We start from the raw sequence: 21,650 nt of genomic DNA, 5'->3' as shown, positions 1-21,650 counted from the left end.
GCGATGAGTTGGCCCAGCGCGCTGGCGATCTATTTCCTGTTCTGGTTCCTGGCGCTGTTCCTGGTGCTGCCCTTCCACACGCGTACCAGCGTGGAGGCGGGGGAGCCGCTGGTGCAGGGTCAGGCCGAAAGTGCGCCCCAGCATTTTCCGGGGGTAAAGATCGCGCTGCGCACTACCGCGCTCGCGACCCTGCTGTTCGCGTTGTTCTACCTCAACTATGTCAGCGGCTGGATCACCGCCGACATGCTCGATTACTGGAACTGAGCGGGAGAGGGCGGTTCAGGGAACCGACGGTTTGCCCAGATCCCGCTGATACTTGTAGTTCTCGTACTGCTTGTCGCGATAGGCGCCGTTGGTTTCCATCTTCTTGAAGCTCTCGGCCGCCTCATCCATCGATTTCAGCGCCTCGCCCTGGATCTTGCCCATGTTGGCGAGGACATAGGCGGACATCGCGTCCGATACCTTCGAATAGTCGAACGGCCGCTTGTCCAGCCGCGAGTCGATCTGCTCGTTCATCGATACGCGGCCGATCACCTTGTACTGCTCGGCACCCGAGATCGCGATGCCCTTGCCCAGCGCCTTCTCGGCATCGGGGCTCATCTCGAAACTGGTGAGCACGCGGGACTTGTTCGCGCCCGCCTGGGAGATGCTGACCGTGTATTTCGCGACCTGCTTTCCGTTGGCGTGGAAATACCAGATCATCGATTTTTCGGGCTCGCCGCCGCGGGTCACCGCGCCGCCGCGCTGGTTGTACACCATCTTGCTGAACAGCGAGGGGAGCGGGCTGGATTCGACCGCGCGATACACTTCGAACGGCGTCTTCTCGTAGGTTTCGCCCGTCTTCAGCGGACCATGGAAATAGGCGCCCGTCGCCAGCGCGATCGCGGCCCCGCCGAACATGATTTCCTTCATCGCTACCCCCGATGGTTCATCGGGGCAGATAGCGCGCGGGCGTCAACCGCCCCCCAACATCTATCCCTAACGGCCGCTTAGGAGTTGAGCGGGAGCGCGAAGAAGCGGTTGAAGTCGGTCGCCTCATAGTCGGCAAAGGGCGGGCAGGGGGCGAAGCCGTGCCGCGCATAGAGCGCATGCGCCGCGTCGAAGGCTTCGCCCGTGCCGGTCTCCAGCTTGAGCGCGGCATAGCCCCGTTCGCGCGCCAGCCCGATGATGTGCCGCAGGATCGCGGTGCCGACGCCCCGCCCCAGCGCGGCCTCGGCGGTCCGCATCGACTTGATCTCGCCGGTGGTGCCGTCGAGCTGCTTGACCGCTCCGATCCCCAACAGCGTCTCGTCCTCCCAGGCCGACAGGAAGGTGATGTCGGGCGTCTTCAGCTTCGACAGGTCGAGGAAATGGCAGGTCCCCGGCGGCGAATTGGCGAGCATCCCGCCGGCATGCACCTCGAGCAGGCCGATCACCTGCGGATCGTCGAGTTCGCCCTCGCGGATTTCCACGTTCAAACCTCGTCGATGAACCCCGCCAGCGTGTCGAGGCAGGCATGGGCCAGCGCCTTGCACCGCTCGGGCGACCAGCCATATTCGGCGTCGGGGCTGGGGTCGTGGTCCTTGAACGGCATCTCCAGCGTCATCGACACGGCGCCGAACCGCTCGGCGAGCTGGTTGGTCGACATCGACAGATTGGCCTGTCCCGGCGCCGACTTCTCATAGCCCTTTTCGAGCTGGAACAGCGGGGTGGCCGCGGCCAGCCGCTTGCCATAGTCGTCATACTTCGCGCCCAGCTCCTCGGTCCAACTCGGGATGCCGTCGAACCCGGCAAGGAAATTGGCCGGGATCGCCTCGTCGCCATGCACGTCCATCGCGAAGTCCACGCCGGTCGCGTCCATCGCATTGCGGACGTGGAGGACTTCCGGGCTCTTCTCCAGCGTCGGCGAATGCCATTCGCGGTTGAGGTTCACGCCTGCGGCATTGGTGCGCAGGTGCCCGCGGAAGCTGCCATCCGGGTTCATGTTGGGAACGATGTGGAACGTCGCCTTGGCTCGCAGCGCCCTGGCCGAGGCGTCGTCCGGGTCGGTCAGCTTCTCCAGCGCGCCTTCCATCCACCATTCGGCCATCGATTCGCCGGGATGCTGGCGGGCGTAGAGCCACACCTGCTTGGGCCCGTCGCCCAAGGTCAGCAGATCCAGCGCGCGGCCGTCGAGCGTCTGGCCGATCTCGCGATGGGTGACGCCCGGCTTTGCGGCCATGCGCGCGATCAGGTCGGCGTGGCGCTCCATCGAATAGGGCGCGAAATAGGCGAACCAGGCGACATCGCCGTCGAACTGGTAGCTGAAACTGAACACGCCGTCGGCATAGGCGCCATCGGTCATCCGCCACGCCTCGCGGTCGGTGCTCACCCGCGCCTTGTAGCCCGGCCAGCCGAACGCATAGGCCGATCCGCCGGCATTGACGATGCGGAAGGTCAGCCGGCGCCCGCGCGCGCCCGCGACGCGGAAATGGAACCACTGGTAGAATTCGGAGAGGTGGTCCGGAACGATCTCGAGATCGACGGTATCGCCGTCGATGTCGAGCAGGCGGATGTTGCCGCTGTCGAATGCGGCGTTGATCTGGATGGTCATGTCACCGTTGCTGGTCTGGAGAGAAGGGAGAGGGTGGTTATTTCACCGTGGTGGTGATGCCGGATTGGCCGGGAAACTCCTTGAACAGGGCAGTGGCCAGTCTGGCTGCGCCGTCGTTGGGCTGCGCGCCGGGCGCGCCGCTCAGCGTCTCGGTGATCGCCTTGCCTTCCCACACCACGGTATTGTCGCCGCGGCGGCGAATCTGCACCGACAACTCCATGCCATAGACGGTGCGGGTCTTGCCGCCGATGCCGGTACTCACGCCGCCGCCCACGCCGACATTGCCGCCAAAGCTGCCGCCACCGATCCCGATCGTCACCGGCGGGCGCGTGCGGACCTGGCCGCGATCCGTGCGGGTAAAGCCGATCGCGGCGAGATAGTCGGGGCTGCCGCCCGTCGCGGCGGGGGTGAAGCCCAGCCGCTCCATCTCGCGCATCACTGCGCCGGTATAGAGGCTGAACTCCGGCCCGGCGACTTGCCCGGCGTCTGCCTGTATACCGATCGTCCCGGGCGGGATCGGCTGCGACAGGTGATAGCGGGTCGCCTCGACCGGCGCTGCGCGCCCGCCGCCGGTGGTGGAGCAGCCCGCCGCCAGTGCGGCCATGGCGGTGACGGCGATCAGGACGCGGGTCTTCATCGGACAAACTCCTCCTGCCGTCCGCAACGAACGGCCTAACGCGGTCAACATCGTTACGCCCGCACGGGTTCCGATGCCAAGCCCTTTGGCGCATCGTGGAACGCGGATTTCCGCCATCCTTGCCTTGACTTCGAGGGGCTTCACCTCTAGGCGGGCGCCTCTTTCCGGCACCAGCCACACAATTCGAGAACAAAGAGACCGGTCATGAAGATCGTGAACAGCCTGAAGTCGCTCAAGGGACGCCACCGTGACAACCGCGTGATCCGCCGTCGCGGTCGCGTCTATGTCATCAACAAGACGCAGCGCCGCTTCAAGGCCCGCCAGGGCTGAAGTTCGCCATGGGAGGGGTCCGCGCCGCTATCTTCGATATCGGCAACGTCCTTTTCACCTGGCACCCGCGTTTTCTCTACGAGCGCTTGATCGGTGACGATCAGGCGCTCGCGGCGTTTCTGGACGAAGTCGTCACGATCGAGTGGCACTTCCAGCATGACGAAGGCCGCGACTTCGCCGACACCTCGGCGGAGCTGACCGCGCTGTATCCGCAGCACGCCGATCTGATCGCAGCGTGGAAGACGCGCTTCAACGAAAGCATCGGCGGCCCCGTCCCCGGGATGCACGATCTGGTCGCCGATCTCGATTCGGCCGGCGTGCCGCTGTTCGCGATCACCAATTTCAGTCACGAGTTCTTCCCGCCCTTCCGTGCGGAATGGACGGGGCTGTTCGATCGGTTCCGCGATATCGTGGTTTCGGGCGACGAGAAGCTGGTGAAGCCCGATCCCGCCATCTACCATCTCTCGCTCGCCCGCTTCGGGCTCGAGCCGCACGAGGCGGTGTTCATCGACGACAACGAGGCGAACATACTGTCCGCTCGCGCGCTCGGCATCCGCTCGGTGCATTTCAAGGACGTGGAGTCCACCCGCCGCGAGATCGTCGAAGCGGGCCTGCTGGCCGCCTGATCCGTCCGTGAGTTTATAGCCTGCCGTCATCCCGGCCTCGTGCCGGGATCCACCGGAGGCAGGCCATCCACTATTGCGTGAAGGTCAGTCGGCGCGGCGCCGTGGGCCCCGGCACAGGGCCGGGGTGACGGACTGGAGTCCCTTACCGCGAACCGCTCAGCGCCCCTTCAGCTCATCGCCCAGGATCCGCACCACGTGCAGCACGTTGGTCGACCCCGGCGTGCCGAACGGAACGCCTGCGCACACGATCACCCGGTCGCCCGCCTTGGCGATGCCCTGGCGCAGCGCCATGCGCTTGGCCTTGGCGACCATGTCCTCGAACGAATCGACGTCCTTGGTGTGCACGGCATGGGTGCCCCACAGCAGGCCCATGCGGCGCGCAGTCTCGATCTTGGGCGTCAGCACCAGGATCGGCACCGACGGCCGCTCGCGCGCGATGCGGCGCGCGGTCGATCCGGACATGGTGAAACAGATGATCGCGGTGGCCGATACCGTCGCCGCAATCGACTTGGCCGCCTCGGCCAGCGCGTCGGCGGTGGTGGGATCGGGGCGGGTGACGGTGAAGTGGACGCGGTCGCCATGCGCCGGGTCGCGCTCCACCGAATCCGCGATCGCGTCCATCATCGTCACCGATTCGATCGGCCACTGGCCCGCGGCGCTCTCGGCCGACAGCATGATCGCATCGGCGCCGTCATACACCGCGGTGGCGACGTCGGAGACTTCCGCGCGGGTGGGCGAGGGCGAGGTGATCATCGATTCGAGCATCTGCGTCGCGACGATCACCGGGCGGCCGAGGCGCCGCGCGGTCTCGACGATGCGCTTCTGCATCGGCGGCACGTTCTGCGGCGGCAGTTCGACGCCCAGGTCGCCGCGCGCGACCATCACGCCGTCGCATGCCTCGACGATCTCCTCCAACCGCGTCACCGCGCTCGGCTTCTCGATCTTGGCGAGCAGGGCTGCGCCGCCGCCGATCAGCCGGCGTGCCTCGGCCAGATCCTCGGGCCGCTGGACGAAGGACAGGGCGATCCAGTCGACCTTCTGCTCCACTGCGAACGCCAGGTCGCTGCGGTCCTTCTCGGTCAGCGCCGCCAGCGGCAGGATCATGTCGGGGACGTTGAGGCCCTTGGAGTTTGACAGCGCGCCGCCGACCTCGACCCGCGTGTCGATCCAGCCATCGCCATAGCCCGTCACGCGCAGCACCATCTTGCCGTCGTCGAGCAGCAGGCGCGCGCCCTCCGTCACCGCCTCGAAAATCTCGCGGTGCGGCAGCTCGACGCGGGTCGCATCGCCCGGCGTCGGGTCGCGGTCGAGGCGGAAGGTGGCACCGGTTTCCAGCAGCACCTTGCCCTCGGCGAACTTGCCGACGCGCAGCTTGGGCCCCTGAAGATCGGCCAGGATCGTGGACGGGCGCCCGGTCGTCTTCTCCAACTCGCGGATCGCCGCGATCACCGGAATCTTCGATTCCTGGTCGCCATGGCTCATGTTGATGCGGAAGGCGTCGGCGCCCGCGGCATGGAGCGCGGCGATCATCTCGGGCGAATTGCTGGCAGGGCCGAGCGTCGCCAGGATGCGCACCTTGCGCGAGCGCGGATGGATCGCCTTCGACATCGTTCTTGTCTCCTCACTCGATTTCGGGGCGGAGGGGATTCCGCCGGCTGCTGGATCGAAATCGTTCGCCGTCCCGGGCTCGCGATCCTGTTGACCGGATCGTCGCAACACGGGCTTGTGCGGGCCGTTCCCTAACGGCAAATGCGGACGATACAACCGTGGAGGCGAAACAATGACAACGTTGGACCGAATCGACGATCGAATCGCCGCCGAAGCCTTTCGCCGCCTCGTCCGCCACCTCCGTCACCGCACCGACGCCGAGAATATCGAACTGATGGGCCTTGCCGGCTTTTGCCGCAACTGCCTTGCCGATTGGCTGGAAGAGGAAAGCCGCGGCCAGCTCAACAAGGACAGCGCCCGCCAGGCGATCTACGGCATGCCCTATGCCGAGTGGAAGGCGCTGCATCAGAAGGATGCGACCCCCGAGCAGATCGCCCGGATGGAGGCGAGCATCGCCCGCAACCGGCGCGAAGCGGAGCTGGACGAAGCGCTCGACGACAGCTTCCCTGCCAGCGACCCGCCGTCGATGACCGATCCGGGTCGTTAACAGCGGGCGCTAAGTCCCTGCTTCCCCGGCTGCAAAACGCTTGATAGACAGGCGCCGCCGCGGCGCTCGCCGCGCGACGGGGGAGGGGGAAGCATGTTCCAGTATTTCATCGCCACGGTGCCGCATTTCCTGGCCTATTTCGCCGCGGCGGTGGCGCTCGCCGTCGCGTTCCTGCTGATCTATGTGACGGTCACGCCGCATCGCGAGTTCAAGCTGATCCGCGAAGGGAACAGCGCCGCCGCGACCCAGCTGACCGGCACCTTTCTCGGCTTCGCCATTCCCGTCGCGATCGTGATCGGCAATTCGGTGAGCATTCCCGACATGCTGCTGTGGGGCGGTGTCGCCGCGATCGTTCAGCTCGTGGTCTTCTTCGTCATCTCGCGGCTTCTGTTCAAGTCGATCTCGGACAAGATCGCCGAGAACTGCGTCGCTTCCGGCATCTTCGTCGGCGGCATGGGGCTCGGCATCGGTATCCTCCAGGCAGCGTGCATGGTCCCCTGAACGGCCGGCGAGGAGAGAGGTCATGAAGAAGCAACTGACCGTGACGACCGCGATGGCGGCTACGCTGCTGGCGCTGCCGGGCTGTTCGGGCGGCGACGACTGGAACGAGGATGTCTACGCCTCGGGCGACACCGCGATCTGCGTCGATCAGGAGGGCAAGCGTGTCGATGACGACCGCTGCGGCGAGCGCAACTACTATTCCGGCGGCGGGGGTGGCGGCTCGAACGCCTTCCTCTGGTATTATCTCGGGCGCAGCTCGGCGGTTCCCTATTATGGGGATTCGATCCGGGACAAGCGGTACGCCGGCTACGGCTCCTATCAGCCGCGCCCCGGCGCCAACTATGGTCCGGCGCCCGCGAGCACGCGCATGACCCGATCGGCGGCGGTGTCGCGCGGCGGCTTCGGGTCGAGCGGACGCAGCTTCGGCGGCGGGCGGTCCTGACCGGATGCAACGACACACGATCGCCCCGCGCGACAATTGGCAGGGCGCCGTCGAGGAACAGGGGCTGATCTGGCACAGCGACGCCGACGGCCCCTATTGGGACGAAAGCGCCTATTATTCCTTCACGCTCGATGAGATCGAGCGGTTCGAGGAAGCGAGCGAGGCGGTCTACCAGCTCTTCCTCGAGGCGGGCGACTGGATCGTCGGCCATTCGGACGTGCTCGAGCAGTTCGGCATCCCCGATTACTGCCACAAGGCGATCCGTGCCGCGTGGAAGGACGAGCCGCCCGCGCTCAACTATGGCCGGTTCGACTTCGGCTATACCGGCGATGGCGATCCCAAGCTGTTCGAGTTCAACTGCGACACGCCGACCTCGATGCTCGAAGCGGCGGTGGTGCAATGGGACTGGAAGGAAGCCTGCTTCCCCGAGCTCGACCAGTATAACAGCCTGCACGAGAAGCTGATCGGCCGCTGGGCCGCGATCCGCTCGCGCCTGCCCGGCCAGCGCGTGTGGTTCACCCATGTCGCCGACGCGGCGCATGAGGATACGATCACCACCACCTATATGCGCGACCTCGCTTCGCAGGCGGGGCTTGAGACGCATGCGGTGCTGATCGACGATATCGGCGTCGATGCGAAGGGCCGGATCGTCGATCGGGAGGACCAGCTGATCTCGGCGATCTTCAAGCTCTACCCATGGGAATGGATCGTCCGCGAAAGCTATGCGCAGGACGTCATCCGCCACCTGCCGACCACCTTCTGGATCGAGCCGATCTGGAAGATGCTGTGGAGCAACAAGGCGATCCTGCAGGTGCTTTGGGCGATGTTCCCGGGCCACCCCAATCTTCTCGCCGCCTCGGTGGTCCGCGAGCGGATCGGCGACAGCTATGTCGCCAAGCCGTTCCTCGCGCGCGAAGGCGCGAATATCGAGGTGGTCCGGCACGGCGAGACGCTGGCGCGCTCGCTGGGCGAATATCGCGACGGGCTGACCATGTATCAGGAACTCTATCCGATGCGCGATTTCGGCAACGGCTAACCGGTGCTCGGCTGCTGGGTGGTGGACGGCGCCGCGGCGGGGATGGGGATCCGCGAGGACGGGCTGATCACGGGCAACCGCGCGCGCTTCGTTCCACATGTCATCAGGGGGTAGGAGAAATGCGCAACCTCAAGGCGGCGACCGATACGCTGCGCGAGCTGGCGGCGGCGTATCTGGTGCTGGTGCTCGCCGCGGCAGCGTTGTTCATGTATCTCGAAAGCGCGCCGTTCCTCGACAGCGTCTACTGGGCCGGAACCAATGCGACCTCGACCGGCTATGGCGACATCTCGCCCAAGACCGCGGGTGGGCGGGTGCTGGCATTGGCGCTGATGCATATCTCGATCTTCGGGGTCGCGCCGATGATCGTCGTCCGGCTGATCGACCGGCTCAACGAGAATCGCGATGCCTTCACCCATGAGGAGCAGGAGCTGATCCTCGCGCGTCTCGACCGGATCGAGGCGCTGCTCGCCGCGCAGCAGACTCGCCCCGAAGCGCAGCGCGAATGACCTCGTACCCATAACCCCGGTCTATTGGCCTCCAACGCCTGAGCCATGGACACCCCTCCGGAGCAAGGCCAGTTTTCGCCCTCATGCCGACACTTGGGGGAACTTGCCGATGCTCAACCGACGTTGCTTTCTGTTGGGCTCGACCGCCGCGCTGGCGGCACTTCCCGCGGCCGGCGCGCCGCTGCGGTTCGCCCCGGTGATCGTGGGAGGCACCCGGACCGTGGCTGGGCCTTCCGCCCCCATCGAGATCGTCGACGACCAGTTCGGCATCCCGCATATCCGCGCCGCGACCATCCCCGACGCGTTCTTCGGTCAGGGCTATGTCGTCGCGCGCGACCGGCTGTTCCAGATCGACCTGTCCCATCGCCGCGATCTCGGCCGCCTCGCCGAGGCGTTCGGCCCCAAATTCGCCCGGCATGACGGCGTCGCGCGCCTGTTCCGCTATCGCGGCGATCTCGATGCCGAGCTGGCGCGCGTCCCGGCCGATGTGATCGCCTGCGCCCGCGCCTATGTCGCCGGTATCAATGCGCGCATCGACGAGGTGACCGCCGACCCGACCCAGCTTCCGCTCGAGTACGGCATCCTCGGCATCGCCCCGCTCAAATGGGATTTCGAGGATCTGGTGCGCCAGCGCGAGGCGTCGGAGGGCAATACCGACGACAGCGTCCGCCGCGCTCAGCTCGCCGCCTTGGGCCTGCTCGATCTCGACGCGGTGGTCGCGCCGCTGCGCCCGGCCTGGACGATGACCGTGCCGCAGGGCCTCGACGCCGCCGCGGTCACCGATGCCGATCTCGGCGTGCTGCGCATCGGGCGGCTGCCCTTTGGCGGCCCGCCGCCCGCCGCCGATCCGGCCGCGCCCGCCGCGCGCGTCTCCTCGCTCGATCACGCCGTCTCGGCCGAGCGCAACAATGCCGGCAGCAACGCCTGGACCGTCGCGCCCTCGCGCAGCGCCACCGGGCGCCCGATCCTCGCCAACGATCCGCATCTCGGCATCGGCGGGTTCAGCCCGCGCCACGTCGCGCACTTGACCGCGCCCGGCCTCGATGTGATCGGCGGCGGATCGCCCGGCCTTCCCGGCATCATGCAGGGCCATACCGACCGCTTCGCCTTCGGCCGCACCAATTTCCATATCGACCAGAGCGACCTGTTCATCCTCGAACTCAACCCTGCGGACCCCGAACAATATCGCCACAATGGCAGCTGGAAGCGGTTCGAGACCGTCACCGAGACGATTCCCGTCAAGGGCGGCGCTGCCGAAACGGTCACGCATCGCTACGCCGTGCAGGGCCCGGTGATCGCCCACGATCCCGCCCGCCGCCGCGCCAGCGTCCTCACCACCGTCGCGATGCAGCCCGGCTCGGCCGATTGCTTCGCGATGATCGCGATCAACCTGTCGAAGGACTGGGTGAGCCTGCGCAAGGCGTTCGCGCTTCACCCGTCGCCGACCAACTTCCACTATGCCGATATCGACGGCAACACGGGCTGGCAGGTGATCGGCTTCGTGCCGCAGCGCAAGGCGGGCGACGGCCTGCTCCCCGTGCCGGGCGACGGCAGCCATGACTGGACCGGCATGCGCAACTTCTCCGCGCTGCCCAGCGAGTACAACCCCAAGAAGGGCTGGTTCGCCTCCGCTAACCAGAACAACCTGCCCGCCGACTGGCCGCGCGACCGCATCCCGGCCTTCTCGTTCCGCGAGCCCTATCGCTACGACCGCTGCGCCGAGGTTCTCGCATCGCAGCCCAGGCACAGCATCGCCGACAGCGTCGCACTCCAGCACGACACGCTGTCCAGGCCGGCGCAGCAGTTCGTCGCCCAACTCCCGGCCAACCCCTCCGCCGCGGTGAAACCCGCGGTCGATCTGCTCCGCGGCTGGAACGCGCATCTCGACGCGGACAGCGGTCCCGCCGCGCTGTTCGAGATCGTCTGGCGCGACCTCTCCAAACGCATGCTCGCGGCGATCGTGCCCGAGCGTGCGAAGAACCTCGTCACCGAAATCTCGCCCTCGGTCCTGCTCGGGCTGCTGGCGAAGCCCGATGCCCGCCTCGGCGCCGATCCGAAGGGCACGCGCGATGCGATCCTCGACGCTGCGCTCGCTGCGGGCTGGGCCTCGGCGCAGCAATTGCTCGGCCCCGATCCCGCCGCGTGGCGCTGGGGCAATCTGCACCAGGTCAAGCTGCGCCACCCGCTCTCGGCCATCCCGGCCATTGCGAAAGCGTTTCCGGCGATCGAGGGGCAGGGGTCGGGCGGCGACGGCTTCACCGTCATGGCGCGCTGGCTCGGCTCGGGGCCAGGCTGGAATGTCGGCGGCGGCTCGAGCTACCAGCAGGTGATCGACGTCGGCGCGTGGGACAATTCGCGCATCCTGATCCTCCCCGGCCAGTCGATCGACCCGCGCTCGCCGCACTATCGCGACCAGTATGGCTCGTGGATCGCAGGCTACATGCTCCCCTTGCTCTACAGCCGCGCCGCGGTGGATAAGGCGGCGGCTTCGCGCACCACGCTCAACCCGTCCTGAGGGGGACCATGCTCCGCCACATCGCCGCCTGCCTGCTCCTCGCCGTGCCTGCCGCGGCGCAGGACGCCCCGCTCGATCGCGCGCTGAACGATTTCCGCAAGCTTCATCGCGCCGAGGTTCAGCGCGCCAATATCGCCGGCAGCAGCTTCTACCTGATCCGCAAAGGCCGCACGCTCGCCGCCGACCATCTCGGCGAGCAGGATGCCGAGGCGCATGTGCCCGTGGACGCCGACACCATCTATCACTGGGCTTCGGTCACCAAGACGATGACCGGCATCGCGATCCTGCAGTTGCGCGATCGCGGCCTGCTCAAGCTCGACGACCCGATCGTGAAGTACGTCCCCGAGCTGGCAAGGGTCCACAACCCCTATGGCGACACCGGCGCGATCACCATCCGCCAGTTGCTCAGCCACAGTGCGGGCTTCCGCAACGGCACCTGGCCGTGGCGCGACAAGGACTGGCAGCCGTTCGAGCCGCCGGGCTGGAAGCAGCTCGAAGCAATGTTCCCCTATACGCAGGTCGAGTTCAAACCCGGCAGCCGCTACAGCTATTCCAACCCGGGCATCGTCTATCTCGGCCAGGTGATCGAGCGCCTGTCGGGGGAGGATTACGAAGTCTATATCGACAAGAACATCCTGCGCCCGCTCGGCATGTATGCCAGCTATTTCGACCGCACCCCGCCGCATCTGCTGCGCCACCGCGCGCGCAGCTACCATATCCGCGACGGCAAGCGCAGCGCAGCGCCGTTCGACGCCGACACCGGCGTCACCGTCTCCAATGGCGGCCTCAACGCGCCGATGCCCGACATGGCGAAATACGCCGCCTTCCTCCTCGGCGACCCGGCCCGAAAGGCCGATTACGACCTGATCCTCAAGCGCGCGTCGCTGGAGGAGATGTGGCAACCCCAGCTGCCCGCGGGCGAGGATTTCAGCCAGGGCCGCATGGCCACGACCACGCAGGTCGGCCTGTCCTTCTTCATCGACCGGGTCGAGGGCGTTCGCGTGATCGGCCATAATGGCGACCAGAACGGCTTCCGCGCCTATCTGAGCCTGTGCCCCGATCAGGGCGTCGCGACCCTGCTGGCGTTCAATACCGAGACGCGTGGGGTGCGGAACGACGCCACCAACCGCGAGACCGCGGAATCTCGCGTGGCGCTGGCGACGGACATGCTGTGCCGGGCGGCGGGGTAGGGGGCTAGGTCTCCTCAGGTACGCCCGCGCCACAAACCTCGCTTATTTCGCTTTCTCCAGCTTCGACGCCGGGATCAGCGGGCCGTCGCAGATCTTGTCCAACAGCGCTACCTGTATCGGCTCCAGTTCGGTCAGCAGCGTCAGGACGTGCAGCACGTTGACCAGCTCGCTGGTATATTCGGGCAACCAATGGTCCGGCTGGATTTCGCCCAGCTTCGATGGCGGGCGCTTGTCGCCGATCACTGGACGCTCGCGGTTCTTCTTGCGATAGCTGAACCATTGGCGCAGCACCTGCTTGCCCGACACTTCATAGGCCCAGACTTCGGGCTCGACCCGGTCGATAAAGCCGGTGCCGATCTTCAGGCGGCGCAGCGCCGGATCATAATCGATGCTGTCGGGAAAGCCCTCCGGCGTCGTCGGGATCGCACCGTCCTTGGGAATCGTCGGCCCGCCCGGCTTGCGCGGTGCGCCTGCCGGACGCCCTTCGCCAAAACGCTCGCCGAAACTGTGCAGCCAGATCACCTCGCGCCCGATGGCGGCGGCTTCCGCGAACAGCTTCGCATCGGCGGTCATCGGCACGCGCAGTCCCGGCTGGATCAAATCCTCCCTGAACCGCGCCGTATAGGCCGGATGCGCCAGCAACGCGGCGACATAGGCGAACAGATCGACCGGATCGACCGCCTCGCCATAGGCTTTGGAGAGGGCGGCGAGCGCAGCGGTCGAGACATTGGTTTCGGTCGCGGCGGCGTCTTTCCAGAGGGCGAAGACGCGGCCTCCACGGCCATTGTAGTGATGCAGGTCGGGAATGAGCGCGGTTGCCGTAAGCGACGGTCCGTTTGAAGGTGTCCGATCCATTGGAGCCGTCAGAAACATCTGCTTGGACGAAAAGTCATTCCACAGCGAAGGATTTGGGCGATTTATGATCCGGTTGTCGGGTAATATCCATTGGCGGTCGAATGAGCGAAATCCAATGCGCGTCGGCTCGATGCACTTCAGCGCCGCCTTCGCGGATGCGTGGCTGGTTTCGTGCTTAGCTTCTTCCAGCAGAGTCTCGATCGACTTCAGTTCCTTGTGATGTCCCGCCAGACCTTTGGTACTGGCTTTGGCCACTGTCTTGTCGCCGCCTTCGTGCGGATGAAACAACGTTGCCCGCGTCGCATCGTCGGGCTCATTCACCAGCCGGTCCCACCGGTCCTTCAACGACCCCGCATCCGGCGCAATGATCCAGGTCCGCCCCGGCATCACGCCCGATCCGCAATCGCCGATCACTGCATCCAGTGCCGCGAAATTCGCCCAGCCTCCCGCGAGTTCGGGCAGGAACGGAGCACGCCAGTCCTTCGACGCATCGCTCCACCCCTTGCCGTCCAGCATCAACTTTTCGAGCTGATCGAACTTCGCCTCGCGCCGCCCCTTGGCCAGCGCCAGAAACCGGACTCGGGCTGGAACCGCCGGATCACTCGCCGCGGATCGTGACGCGATCACGATGCACACCGGCTGCTGTACACCCTGAAAAATGCGCGTCGCGACCTCGGGCTGGTGCCCCTCGGGCGTGCAGTCGATCACCCAGATTTCATCGCAATCGCGACGCAGGTCGCTGCGCATCTTCTGGAATCCCGGCCCGTTCAGGAACCCGGCGACGGTGATGTAGCACACGATTCCCGACAATTGCTCCTGCTGGGGAGGGGTGAGGTCGCGCCCGCCCGCGCCCTGCTCGAACACCTTCCACGCAGCCCAGCGCCAGAAATAGACGTACAGGTTGCGCAGATGCTTGGCGTGCGCGCCCACACCCCACGCCGCGGGCGGCTGCCAGTCATTGAGTGGCGCGTCCTTCCCGTTCTTGAAGCGGCCTTTCTCGACCTAACTCCCTTTGCCCTTGGCCTTTTCCTTATACGGCGGATTCCCGATCACCACCGTGATCGGCTGCTCGCGCTTGACCTTGTTCGCCTCGCGCCGCGACCTGGAAATTTCGCGATAAATGCCTTGGCCGGTTTCGACATCGGCATAGGGGTCGCTCAGCGTGTCGGTGACGAACAGCGCCGGGCTGCCCTGCGCACCCATCTCCAGCATCTCGGCCAGCAGGCGCAGTTCGGCGACGGCATAGGCGCCGAATTGCAGCTCGAAGCCATACATCCGCTTCGCCGCGTCGGTGATCGCCCCCGGCACCGCGCCTTCGCCCTCGTCGCGAACCACCTGATCCTTGATCGCGTTCAGCGTCGCCAGCAGGAACGTGCCCGATCCCGTCGCGGGGTCGGCGATATGCACCTGGTCGCTCGCCAGCCCCTTGGGCACCGCAAAGCGCGACGACGATTTCAGCGCCTCGTCGCACAGCCGCACCATCGTGTTCACCACTTGCGGCGGGGTGTAATAGGACCCGGTCTGGCGGCGCAGCTTCTTGTCGTAAACGTCCAGAAAGTCTTCGTAGAAATACAGCCACGCTTCCGGATCGCCCTTCGACACCTTGTCCCACACGACCTCGTCCAGGACGCGCACCATCGCCTTCAGCGATGCGCCCAGCGTCTCCTCCTGCTCGGTCAACAGGCGCAGTGCGGTGCCGATCAGCGTGTCGGTCTTGCCCAGCGCCTTGGCCACACTGTCCAGTCCGTCCGCCAGTGTCAGCTTGCGCGACTTTGCCATCAACAGGCCGAACGTCACCGCCTGTGCATAACCGTCCGCGAATTTCGCGTCGTCGGCGTCGGGGAACAACAGCGCCTGCCAATCTTCCTTCAGCGCGACCAGTTCCGCATTCTTGATGCGCAGCTGCTCCTCGACCTCGTCGCGCAGGAACCGGCACAGCCGCGCCGCGATTGTCGCCAGTTCCTTGGCATTGCGCGGCGGAATCGGCGCCCAGCTCAGGAAGTCGCCGATCAGGCGCAGCAGGGATGGGGGCGCCTTCAGCGCCGCGCCGGACGTTTCGACATCGCCGTCCATCCGGACGATGTCGCCCTCCAGCTTTCCGTCGCGCCACAGCGAAAAGCCGTTGCCGTCGGTATAGATCAGGTTGGGCAGCGCCTTCAGCCGCTCCCACTGCTCCTTGTCGTGCTTGTCCTTGAACTTGCGCGGGTCAAAACCCTTGCCGGGTGCCTTGACCTCGACAAAGCCGATCAGCGCCTTGTTGACCTGCACCGCATAGTCGGGCCGGGTGCGCAGATCGGCCAGCGACGCCTCGCCGATCATCGTCATCGTGCCCGCTGCCGCTGCCGCTGTCTCCGCCGCCAGCGCCGCGAACAGCGTCTCAAGCGGTGCGCGCAGCTGGTCCTCGGGCTGGCCGCCCTGGTTCAGCTTGGCCTTCGCCGCTGCGCCGAAACTTCCCACAGCTTTTTCGAGCCCGTCGGCTTGCGTCATCCCACCCCTCCGCTACCGTCACGCCTTAGCGGTCTGCTTGTGTTCCGCGCAACTGGCGCAATGACTTAGAGAGTGTGATGAGCGATCCGAACGCATCCGGTCCGGCGCAGTTGGGCTTCGATCTCGGCGATGCGGCCGCGCCCGACTCCTACCTCCCCGATGTGGAAGAGGTGCGAGCGGAATTGCTCGAGATCCTCTCCGTCGCACGCGCCGCCGAAGATGTGTCGCCCTGGGATGAGCGGACCTTCCGCTATCACCGGACCGTCTTCCCCCAGATGGCGCGCTGGCTCCCCGACGACGAGCGTGACCAGCTCTGCTTCGAGTTCGCGAGAGCAGCGGACCATATCGAGCTGTTGCTGGCAGCCTGACCCCCTCGCATCCCGCGCCTCCGTACCCTATCTCCCCTCTAGCTTCCTCCCAAGAACAAAGCTAGAACCACGCCCCATGAGTCTGACCCATATTCTTCAGCATAGGTGTTCCGTATGCTGACACACATCTCCGTCCGCGGCGCGCGCGAGCACAACCTCAAGGGCGTGGATATCGACATCCCGCGCGATACGCTCACGGTCATCACCGGCCTTTCGGGTTCGGGCAAATCCTCGCTCGCCTTCGACACCATCTATGCCGAGGGTCAGCGCCGCTACGTCGAGTCGCTGTCAGCCTATGCGCGCCAGTTCCTCGAGATGATGCAGAAGCCCAATGTCGAGCACATTGAAGGCCTCAGCCCCGCCATCTCGATCGAGCAGAAGACCACCAGCCGCAACCCGCGCTCCACGGTCGCGACCGTCACCGAGATCTACGACTATATGCGCCTGCTCTGGGCGCGCGTCGGCGTGCCGTACAGCCCCGCGACCGGCCTGCCGATCGCCGCGCAGACCGTCAGCCAGATGGTCGACCGCGTCCTCGCTCTGCCCGAGGGCACGCGCCTCCTGCTCCTCGCCCCCGTGGTCCGCGGCCGCAAGGGCGAGTATCGCAAGGAACTCGCCGAGTGGCAGAAGGCCGGCTTCCAGCGCGTCCGGATCGACGGCGAGACCTATCTGATCGAGGACGCCCCCGCGCTCGACAAGAAGTACAAGCACGACATCGAGGTGGTGGTCGACCGCCTCGTCGTCCGTGACGATATCGCCACGCGCCTGGCGGAAAGCTTCGAGACCGCGCTCAAGCTCGCCGACGGCCTCGCCTATATCGATCTGGTCGACACCACGGTCGAGGCCCTTTCTTCTCCCCTCCCGCTTGCGGGAGGGGCCGGGGGAGGGCGTGTCAACGAAGCCCCGCAGACGTTCAAAGCGGAACCGTCAGCCACCAACGTCACCGGCGGCTCGATGAAGGGCACCGGCATCCCCGACAACCGCATCGTCTTTTCCGAGAAATTCGCCTGCCCGGTCAGCGGCTTCACCATCCCCGAGATCGAGCCGCGGCTGTTCTCGTTCAACGCCCCGCAGGGCGCATGCCCGGCGTGCGACGGCCTGGGCGAGCGGCTGGTGTTCGACGAGGATCTCGTCGTCCCCAACCACGATCTCTCGATCAAGAAGGGCGCGGTCGTCCCCTGGGCCAAGTCCAACCCGCCATCGCCCTATTACATGCAGGTCCTCGGCTCCCTCGCGCGCGAATTCGGCTTCAGCCTCGACACGCCGTGGAAGGACCTGCCGGGCGAGGTCCAGCTGATCATCCTCCACGGCACCGGCGGCAAGCCGGTCACGCTCACCTTCGTCGACGGCAAGAAGTCCTACGACGTGAAGAAGCCGTTCGAGGGCGTCATCGGCAACCTCAACCGCCGCATGCTCCAGACCGAGAGCGCGTGGATGCGCGAGGAACTGTCGAAATACCAGGCCAGCCACGCCTGCGAGACGTGCGACGGCGCCCGCCTCAAGCCCGAGGCGCTGGCGGTCAAGATCGCCGGCCGCGACATCTCCAGCGTCACTCGCCTGTCGGTCACCGACGCGCTGCCCTTCTTCGCCAACCTCCCCGCCGATCTCACCCCCCAGCAGCGCGAGATCGCCAAGGCCATCCTCAAGGAGATCGACGAGCGGCTCGGCTTCCTCAACAATGTCGGCCTCGACTATCTGAACCTCAACCGCACCAGCGGCACCCTCTCGGGCGGCGAGAGCCAGCGCATCCGCCTCGCGTCGCAGATCGGCTCGGGCCTCTCCGGCGTCCTCTACGTCCTCGACGAGCCGTCGATCGGCCTCCACCAGCGCGACAACGACATGCTGCTCGCCACGCTGCGCCGCCTGCGCGATCTCGGCAACACCGTGCTCGTCGTCGAGCATGACGAGGATGCGATCCGCACCGCCGATTACGTCATCGACATGGGGCCGGGCGCGGGCGTCCATGGCGGCCAGATCGTCGCCCATGGCAGCTTCGAACAGGTGCTCGCGACCGAAGGCAGCATCACCGCGGACTATCTCAACGGCACCCGCCGCATCGACGTGCCGGCCAAGCGTCGCAAGGGCACCGGCAAGAAGCTCACCGTCCACAACGCCACCGCCAACAACCTGACCGGCGTCACCGCCAGCATCCCGCTCGGCACCTTCACCTGCATCACCGGCGTCTCGGGCTCGGGCAAGTCGAGCTTCACCATCGACACGCTCTACGCCGCCGCCGCGCGCCAGCTCAACGGCGCGCGCCTGCTCGCGGGCAAGCATGACAAGGTCACCGGGCTCGAGCATCTCGACAAGGTGATCGACATCGATCAGTCGCCGATCGGCCGCACCCCGCGCTCCAACCCGGCGACCTATACCGGCGCCTTCACCGCGATCCGCGACTGGTTCGCCGGCCTGCCCGAGGCGCAGGCGCGCGGCTACAAGCCCGGCCGCTTCAGCTTCAACGTCAAGGGCGGCCGGTGCGAGGCGTGCACCGGCGACGGCCTGCTCAAGATCGAGATGCACTTCCTCCCCGACGTCTATGTCACTTGCGACGTCTGCCACGGCCAGCGCTACAACCGCGAGACGCTCGAGGTGAAGTTCAAGGGGATGAGCATCGCCGACGTGCTCGACATGACGGTCGAGGATGCGGTCGAATTCTTCAAGGCCGTCCCCCCGATCCGCGACAAGATGGCGATGCTGGCCGAGGTCGGCCTGGGCTATATCAAGGTCGGCCAGCAGGCGACGACCCTGTCGGGCGGCGAGGCGCAGCGCGTCAAGCTCGCCAAGGAACTTGCCCGCCGCGCCACCGGCCAGACCCTCTACATCCTCGACGAGCCCACCACCGGCCTCCATTTCGAGGACGTCCGCAAGCTCCTCGAAGTGCTCCACGCGCTGGTCGAGCAGGGGAATACCGTGGTGGTGATCGAACACAATCTCGACGTCATCAAGACCGCCGACTGGATCCTCGACCTGGGGCCGGAGGGTGGCGTCAAGGGCGGCGAAATCGTCGCCGAGGGCACGCCCGAGACGGTGGTTAAGGCGCCGCGGAGCTATACGGGCAAGTATCTTGCGCCGTTGCTGGAGCGGGGCAGGGTGGGGGAGAGCGTGGCGGCGGAGTGAAGCTTCTTGACGGTCAGTTTTCGTCTCTTTTGACTTTCAGCCGTGAAACGACGCCCTCAATATCCGCATCTTCGATTTCTTGACCCGGTTTTAGCGCCTCAGCGCTGTCATCTGCGGCATAGTCAGTTTCCGGAACAAGAAAATTTTCAACGAGCGTCCTGTGATACTCTTCGTACCACGGAGGCTTTTTTGCCAAGGTTTGCCCGATATCACCTTCAATAAATGGGCGAAATGTAAATTGCCGATGCTCAATATAAAATGCCTCGCAGTACTCTTTCACATCTTGGCTGGCACACGCGGATTGCGTTTTTAACTTATCTTCTTTTCTTGCAAGCGATTCGCCTGAGCTCATGTCTACCCAAAATATAGGGTAGTTTGATCCGCCAAGAACCCCTTTCAGCGATGCTGATCCATCGTAATAAAAATCAATCCTATCAACCTCTCCGTCAACCTGAGTCATTGATATAAGATATGCGACATCAACACTGCATATGAATTTTCTGCCGGATGCGTAGCCGGATAAACGAAATCCAGTGTCAATTGACGGCCCTATGTAGTCAATGGCCAGCCGGCTTTTGGATGGTTTCTTATAGTGTTCGTTTAAAAGCTTGCCACTTTCTCTGTAGTAGTCCTCAATTCTTCCCTGCTTTGTTTGAACGTCAGGGTCCAAGACTACCTCCCGATTCCTGAAAGGGAAGCCTGCTGTCCAGCAAGTTGACTTTACATCCAGCAGAGAGCTTTCGGTCTTAAGAAACTCCTTCATTCGTGCCAATGCCCGCATCCAGCACTGTAAAGTGATCGACAATTGGCGATGGTCGGTAAGCAGTTTTACGAATAGAACCTCATCCCCTACGGTTTTCCAAAGTGTGGGGGCGGGGCCGTACAAAACTTCTGCATTTTCACTCGCAGATTTTGATTTTTCCCAATCAAAAAGAAATGCTTGCGCAGCTTCAAAGTAGAAGCCTTGGATGGCAGAAAACCATGCCGGACCTTTTGAAGCTTGATCAGTCGGTACCTTATGGGCGCCGAGACGTGTTTGCTTTAGTGCGGTCGACCCTATGATATCTGCCCCTAGGAATAGACGAAGCCGTGGTTCAAGAAACTGCGGGGCCTTAGCCATTTGGTAAAAGGCCTAAATCTTTTGCCCGTACTTCGGCTGCCTTGGACGACACCCTGAATTGGTCTGCAATCTGCCACAAGTCGCCATTCTTCGCTTCGTAAGCATGGCGAAAAAGATCGGCGGGCATCAAAAACGCGCCGGCAAACCAATTCGCTTCCCACTCTATCCGTTTGGAGCCGTGGCGAAACGCAACGACCTTTTCTGGATAACTCGGATTTCTTTGTCTTTGCCAAAGATAGTGCAGAACAAAATGTCCAAACTCGTGAGCAATTGTAAAACGATCTCGCTCTGGACTTGTGTGAGATGGGACTATTATCCGAAATTTCTGAGGCCCGTCTACATAAAGGCTGCCGGTCTGCCCTGGGTCGGTTAGAAGGGTGTCCTCAATTTCGACGCAGCCGCCGAGATTTGAGATTACGGAATGGATGTCACTTCCTGGCTCCCAGCCGACTTGGGTCGCTATCGATTCAGCGAGCTTGTGAACCGCCCCCTTTGTTAAAAGGGACGCTTCGGCGGGTTCATAAATGGTCATGGCTCTCCCCAGAAGGCGAACGCGGTATAGCAGTGACTTGCAATTTCGCAAGCAAAATGTTCTTATTTCGTTCCTGGAATTGCGCGTCGATCAGGAATTTCATTCGACGGCGAACACTACCGGATGGTCCGCTTGGGCCGCCGCATAGGCCAGCACCGCGCGCGCATCATCCTCGCTCAGATAGGGATAGTCCGCCGCGATCTCCGCCGGCGTCGCACCGCCCGCCAGCATCTCCAGCACGTCGCTCACCCGCACGCGCGTCCCGGTCACGACCGGGCGCCCGCCACAGACCTGCGGGTCCACCGAAATGCGCGAGAAGCCTGCCAGCGTCATCACATCAAGATGTGTTGAATCCGCGAGAATCGCAACTGGTTCGCGATGATCGCGATTTGGTTCACGCGAAGTCTGTCCTGAGCTTGTCGGAGGGGCGCGAAAGCGCAAAGAAGGTTTGGTTCACGCGGAGGCGCGGAGGCGCGGAGATCAGGGTTGGCCGCGCTGTCTGCCAGGACGCATTGGTCGATCGATAGCGGCTGACTCCGCAAGACAGGCCAACCTCTTCGCGCCTCCGCGTGAAATCAATCTTCTTTCTTCTTCCCCACGCCCGCAATCAAGAACAAAAATAGAACTTTCCTACAGCCCCCGTTCCGGCATACCTAAACGG

At 64.7% G+C, this 21,650-nt stretch carries 21 protein-coding genes and 1 pseudogene; 12 read left to right on the top strand and 10 right to left on the bottom strand.

The window, feature by feature from the left end:
* Window positions 1-3: 3 nt before the first annotated feature.
* Window positions 4-264, top strand: a complete 261-nt coding sequence (locus tag BDW16_RS03435) for a DUF1467 family protein (RefSeq protein WP_066575985.1) — start codon at window positions 4-6, stop codon at window positions 262-264.
* 15 nt (window positions 265-279) lie between these two features.
* Here BDW16_RS03435 and BDW16_RS03430 read toward each other — a convergent pair whose 3' ends face one another.
* From BDW16_RS03430 to BDW16_RS03415, 4 genes are all read right to left on the bottom strand, one after another.
* The gene (locus BDW16_RS03430; protein WP_066575983.1) at window positions 280-912 is read right to left on the bottom strand and encodes a hypothetical protein; all 633 of its coding nucleotides are present in this window, start codon (window positions 910-912) and stop codon (window positions 280-282) included.
* 77 nt (window positions 913-989) lie between these two features.
* Window positions 990-1,451 (bottom strand): GNAT family N-acetyltransferase, encoded by a 462-nt coding sequence (locus BDW16_RS03425; RefSeq protein WP_066575982.1) that lies wholly within the window; start codon window positions 1,449-1,451, stop codon window positions 990-992.
* 2 nt (window positions 1,452-1,453) lie between these two features.
* On the bottom strand, window positions 1,454-2,572 hold the full coding sequence (locus BDW16_RS03420) for a M14 family metallopeptidase (RefSeq protein ID WP_066575979.1): 1,119 nt from the start codon (window positions 2,570-2,572) through the stop codon (window positions 1,454-1,456).
* Window positions 2,573-2,609: 37 nt separating this feature from the next.
* Window positions 2,610-3,209, bottom strand: a complete 600-nt coding sequence (locus BDW16_RS03415) for a DUF4136 domain-containing protein (protein WP_066575976.1) — start codon at window positions 3,207-3,209, stop codon at window positions 2,610-2,612.
* Between the two features lie 204 nt (window positions 3,210-3,413).
* Between BDW16_RS03415 and ykgO the strand changes: the two genes are divergently transcribed.
* Together ykgO and BDW16_RS03405 are read left to right on the top strand one after the other, a co-directional pair.
* The gene (ykgO, locus tag BDW16_RS03410; RefSeq protein ID WP_066575973.1) at window positions 3,414-3,539 is read left to right on the top strand and encodes a type B 50S ribosomal protein L36; all 126 of its coding nucleotides are present in this window, start codon (window positions 3,414-3,416) and stop codon (window positions 3,537-3,539) included.
* Window positions 3,540-3,547: 8 nt separating this feature from the next.
* Complete coding sequence (locus BDW16_RS03405; protein ID WP_066575967.1) at window positions 3,548-4,165, top strand: HAD family hydrolase; 618 nt, start codon at window positions 3,548-3,550, stop codon at window positions 4,163-4,165.
* A gap of 156 nt (window positions 4,166-4,321) precedes the next feature.
* On the opposite strand, the gene pyk is transcribed toward BDW16_RS03405, so the two are convergent.
* Window positions 4,322-5,773 carry a pyruvate kinase gene (pyk, locus tag BDW16_RS03400; RefSeq protein ID WP_066575966.1) on the bottom strand — a complete coding sequence of 484 codons (1,452 nt, stop codon included), beginning with the start codon at window positions 5,771-5,773 and terminating at the stop codon, window positions 4,322-4,324.
* Between the two features lie 172 nt (window positions 5,774-5,945).
* Here pyk and BDW16_RS03395 point away from each other — a divergent pair, with 172 nt between their 5' ends.
* The 7 genes and pseudogenes from BDW16_RS03395 (at window position 5,946) to BDW16_RS03365 (ending at window position 12,510) form a co-directional block, all read left to right on the top strand.
* A complete protein-coding gene (locus tag BDW16_RS03395) occupies window positions 5,946-6,320 on the top strand; it encodes a DUF1244 domain-containing protein (RefSeq protein ID WP_066575963.1) in 375 nt (124 codons plus the stop codon).
* 93 nt (window positions 6,321-6,413) lie between these two features.
* On the top strand, window positions 6,414-6,821 hold the full coding sequence (locus BDW16_RS03390) for a DUF350 domain-containing protein (protein ID WP_066575960.1): 408 nt from the start codon (window positions 6,414-6,416) through the stop codon (window positions 6,819-6,821).
* A gap of 22 nt (window positions 6,822-6,843) precedes the next feature.
* Window positions 6,844-7,263, top strand: coding sequence for a hypothetical protein (locus BDW16_RS03385; RefSeq protein WP_066575957.1), 420 nt, complete (start codon window positions 6,844-6,846; stop codon window positions 7,261-7,263).
* A gap of 4 nt (window positions 7,264-7,267) precedes the next feature.
* Window positions 7,268-8,413: pseudogene (locus BDW16_RS03380) on the top strand (glutathionylspermidine synthase family protein).
* Window positions 8,414-8,418: 5 nt separating this feature from the next.
* The gene (locus tag BDW16_RS03375; RefSeq protein ID WP_066575954.1) at window positions 8,419-8,805 is read left to right on the top strand and encodes a potassium channel family protein; all 387 of its coding nucleotides are present in this window, start codon (window positions 8,419-8,421) and stop codon (window positions 8,803-8,805) included.
* A gap of 109 nt (window positions 8,806-8,914) precedes the next feature.
* Window positions 8,915-11,320, top strand: a complete 2,406-nt coding sequence (locus BDW16_RS03370) for a penicillin acylase family protein (RefSeq protein ID WP_066575947.1) — start codon at window positions 8,915-8,917, stop codon at window positions 11,318-11,320.
* An 8-nt stretch (window positions 11,321-11,328) separates the two neighbouring features.
* Window positions 11,329-12,510, top strand: coding sequence for a serine hydrolase domain-containing protein (locus tag BDW16_RS03365; RefSeq protein WP_066575944.1), 1,182 nt, complete (start codon window positions 11,329-11,331; stop codon window positions 12,508-12,510).
* Window positions 12,511-12,552: 42 nt separating this feature from the next.
* Here the strand turns inward: BDW16_RS03365 and BDW16_RS03360 are convergent, their stop codons facing one another.
* Together BDW16_RS03360 and BDW16_RS03355 are read right to left on the bottom strand one after the other, a co-directional pair.
* Complete coding sequence (locus tag BDW16_RS03360) at window positions 12,553-14,295, bottom strand: type ISP restriction/modification enzyme (RefSeq protein ID WP_066575941.1); 1,743 nt, start codon at window positions 14,293-14,295, stop codon at window positions 12,553-12,555.
* A 72-nt stretch (window positions 14,296-14,367) separates the two neighbouring features.
* Window positions 14,368-15,852: an N-6 DNA methylase gene (locus tag BDW16_RS03355; RefSeq protein ID WP_083954227.1), complete on the bottom strand. Its 1,485-nt coding sequence runs from the start codon at window positions 15,850-15,852 to the stop codon at window positions 14,368-14,370.
* 77 nt (window positions 15,853-15,929) lie between these two features.
* Here BDW16_RS03355 and BDW16_RS03350 point away from each other — a divergent pair, with 77 nt between their 5' ends.
* Window positions 15,930-16,220, top strand: a complete 291-nt coding sequence (locus BDW16_RS03350) for a hypothetical protein (RefSeq protein WP_066575934.1) — start codon at window positions 15,930-15,932, stop codon at window positions 16,218-16,220.
* Between the two features lie 114 nt (window positions 16,221-16,334).
* A complete protein-coding gene (gene uvrA, locus BDW16_RS03345) occupies window positions 16,335-19,337 on the top strand; it encodes an excinuclease ABC subunit UvrA (RefSeq protein ID WP_066575932.1) in 3,003 nt (1,000 codons plus the stop codon).
* Window positions 19,338-19,350: 13 nt separating this feature from the next.
* Here uvrA and BDW16_RS21025 read toward each other — a convergent pair whose 3' ends face one another.
* From BDW16_RS21025 to BDW16_RS03335, 3 genes are all read right to left on the bottom strand, one after another.
* Window positions 19,351-20,457, bottom strand: coding sequence for a hypothetical protein (locus tag BDW16_RS21025; RefSeq protein WP_125958781.1), 1,107 nt, complete (start codon window positions 20,455-20,457; stop codon window positions 19,351-19,353).
* Window positions 20,450-20,989: an ImmA/IrrE family metallo-endopeptidase gene (locus BDW16_RS03340; RefSeq protein ID WP_083954226.1), complete on the bottom strand. Its 540-nt coding sequence runs from the start codon at window positions 20,987-20,989 to the stop codon at window positions 20,450-20,452. The genes BDW16_RS21025 and BDW16_RS03340 overlap by 8 nt, the downstream gene beginning before the upstream one ends.
* 99 nt (window positions 20,990-21,088) lie before the next feature.
* The gene (locus tag BDW16_RS03335) at window positions 21,089-21,322 is read right to left on the bottom strand and encodes a DUF433 domain-containing protein (RefSeq protein WP_198585760.1); all 234 of its coding nucleotides are present in this window, start codon (window positions 21,320-21,322) and stop codon (window positions 21,089-21,091) included.
* Window positions 21,323-21,650 lie beyond the last annotated feature (328 nt).

The sequence above is a fragment of the Sphingomonas koreensis genome, assembly GCF_002797435.1.
In the GTDB taxonomy this organism is placed as follows: Bacteria; Pseudomonadota; Alphaproteobacteria; order Sphingomonadales; family Sphingomonadaceae; genus Sphingomonas; species Sphingomonas koreensis.
The sequence above is the reverse complement of the archived record's forward strand: the minus strand, read 5'-3'. Positions and strand labels throughout refer to the sequence as shown.

Coding starts and splice junctions, on each gene's coding strand:
- BDW16_RS03435 (WP_066575985.1), top strand. CDS start 4: ATGAGTTGGCCCAGCGCGCTGGCGATCTATTTCCTGTTCTGGTTCCTG.
- BDW16_RS03430 (WP_066575983.1), bottom strand. CDS start 912: ATGAAGGAAATCATGTTCGGCGGGGCCGCGATCGCGCTGGCGACGGGC.
- BDW16_RS03420 (WP_066575979.1), bottom strand. CDS start 2,572: ATGACCATCCAGATCAACGCCGCATTCGACAGCGGCAACATCCGCCTG.
- BDW16_RS03415 (WP_066575976.1), bottom strand. CDS start 3,209: ATGAAGACCCGCGTCCTGATCGCCGTCACCGCCATGGCCGCACTGGCG.
- ykgO (WP_066575973.1), top strand. CDS start 3,414: ATGAAGATCGTGAACAGCCTGAAGTCGCTCAAGGGACGCCACCGTGAC.
- BDW16_RS03405 (WP_066575967.1), top strand. CDS start 3,548: ATGGGAGGGGTCCGCGCCGCTATCTTCGATATCGGCAACGTCCTTTTC.
- pyk (WP_066575966.1), bottom strand. CDS start 5,773: ATGTCGAAGGCGATCCATCCGCGCTCGCGCAAGGTGCGCATCCTGGCG.
- BDW16_RS03395 (WP_066575963.1), top strand. CDS start 5,946: ATGACAACGTTGGACCGAATCGACGATCGAATCGCCGCCGAAGCCTTT.
- BDW16_RS03390 (WP_066575960.1), top strand. CDS start 6,414: ATGTTCCAGTATTTCATCGCCACGGTGCCGCATTTCCTGGCCTATTTC.
- BDW16_RS03385 (WP_066575957.1), top strand. CDS start 6,844: ATGAAGAAGCAACTGACCGTGACGACCGCGATGGCGGCTACGCTGCTG.
- BDW16_RS03375 (WP_066575954.1), top strand. CDS start 8,419: ATGCGCAACCTCAAGGCGGCGACCGATACGCTGCGCGAGCTGGCGGCG.
- BDW16_RS03370 (WP_066575947.1), top strand. CDS start 8,915: ATGCTCAACCGACGTTGCTTTCTGTTGGGCTCGACCGCCGCGCTGGCG.
- BDW16_RS03365 (WP_066575944.1), top strand. CDS start 11,329: ATGCTCCGCCACATCGCCGCCTGCCTGCTCCTCGCCGTGCCTGCCGCG.
- BDW16_RS03355 (WP_083954227.1), bottom strand. CDS start 15,852: ATGACGCAAGCCGACGGGCTCGAAAAAGCTGTGGGAAGTTTCGGCGCA.
- BDW16_RS03350 (WP_066575934.1), top strand. CDS start 15,930: ATGAGCGATCCGAACGCATCCGGTCCGGCGCAGTTGGGCTTCGATCTC.
- uvrA (WP_066575932.1), top strand. CDS start 16,335: ATGCTGACACACATCTCCGTCCGCGGCGCGCGCGAGCACAACCTCAAG.
- BDW16_RS21025 (WP_125958781.1), bottom strand. CDS start 20,457: ATGGCTAAGGCCCCGCAGTTTCTTGAACCACGGCTTCGTCTATTCCTA.
- BDW16_RS03340 (WP_083954226.1), bottom strand. CDS start 20,989: ATGACCATTTATGAACCCGCCGAAGCGTCCCTTTTAACAAAGGGGGCG.
- BDW16_RS03335 (WP_198585760.1), bottom strand. CDS start 21,322: ATGACGCTGGCAGGCTTCTCGCGCATTTCGGTGGACCCGCAGGTCTGT.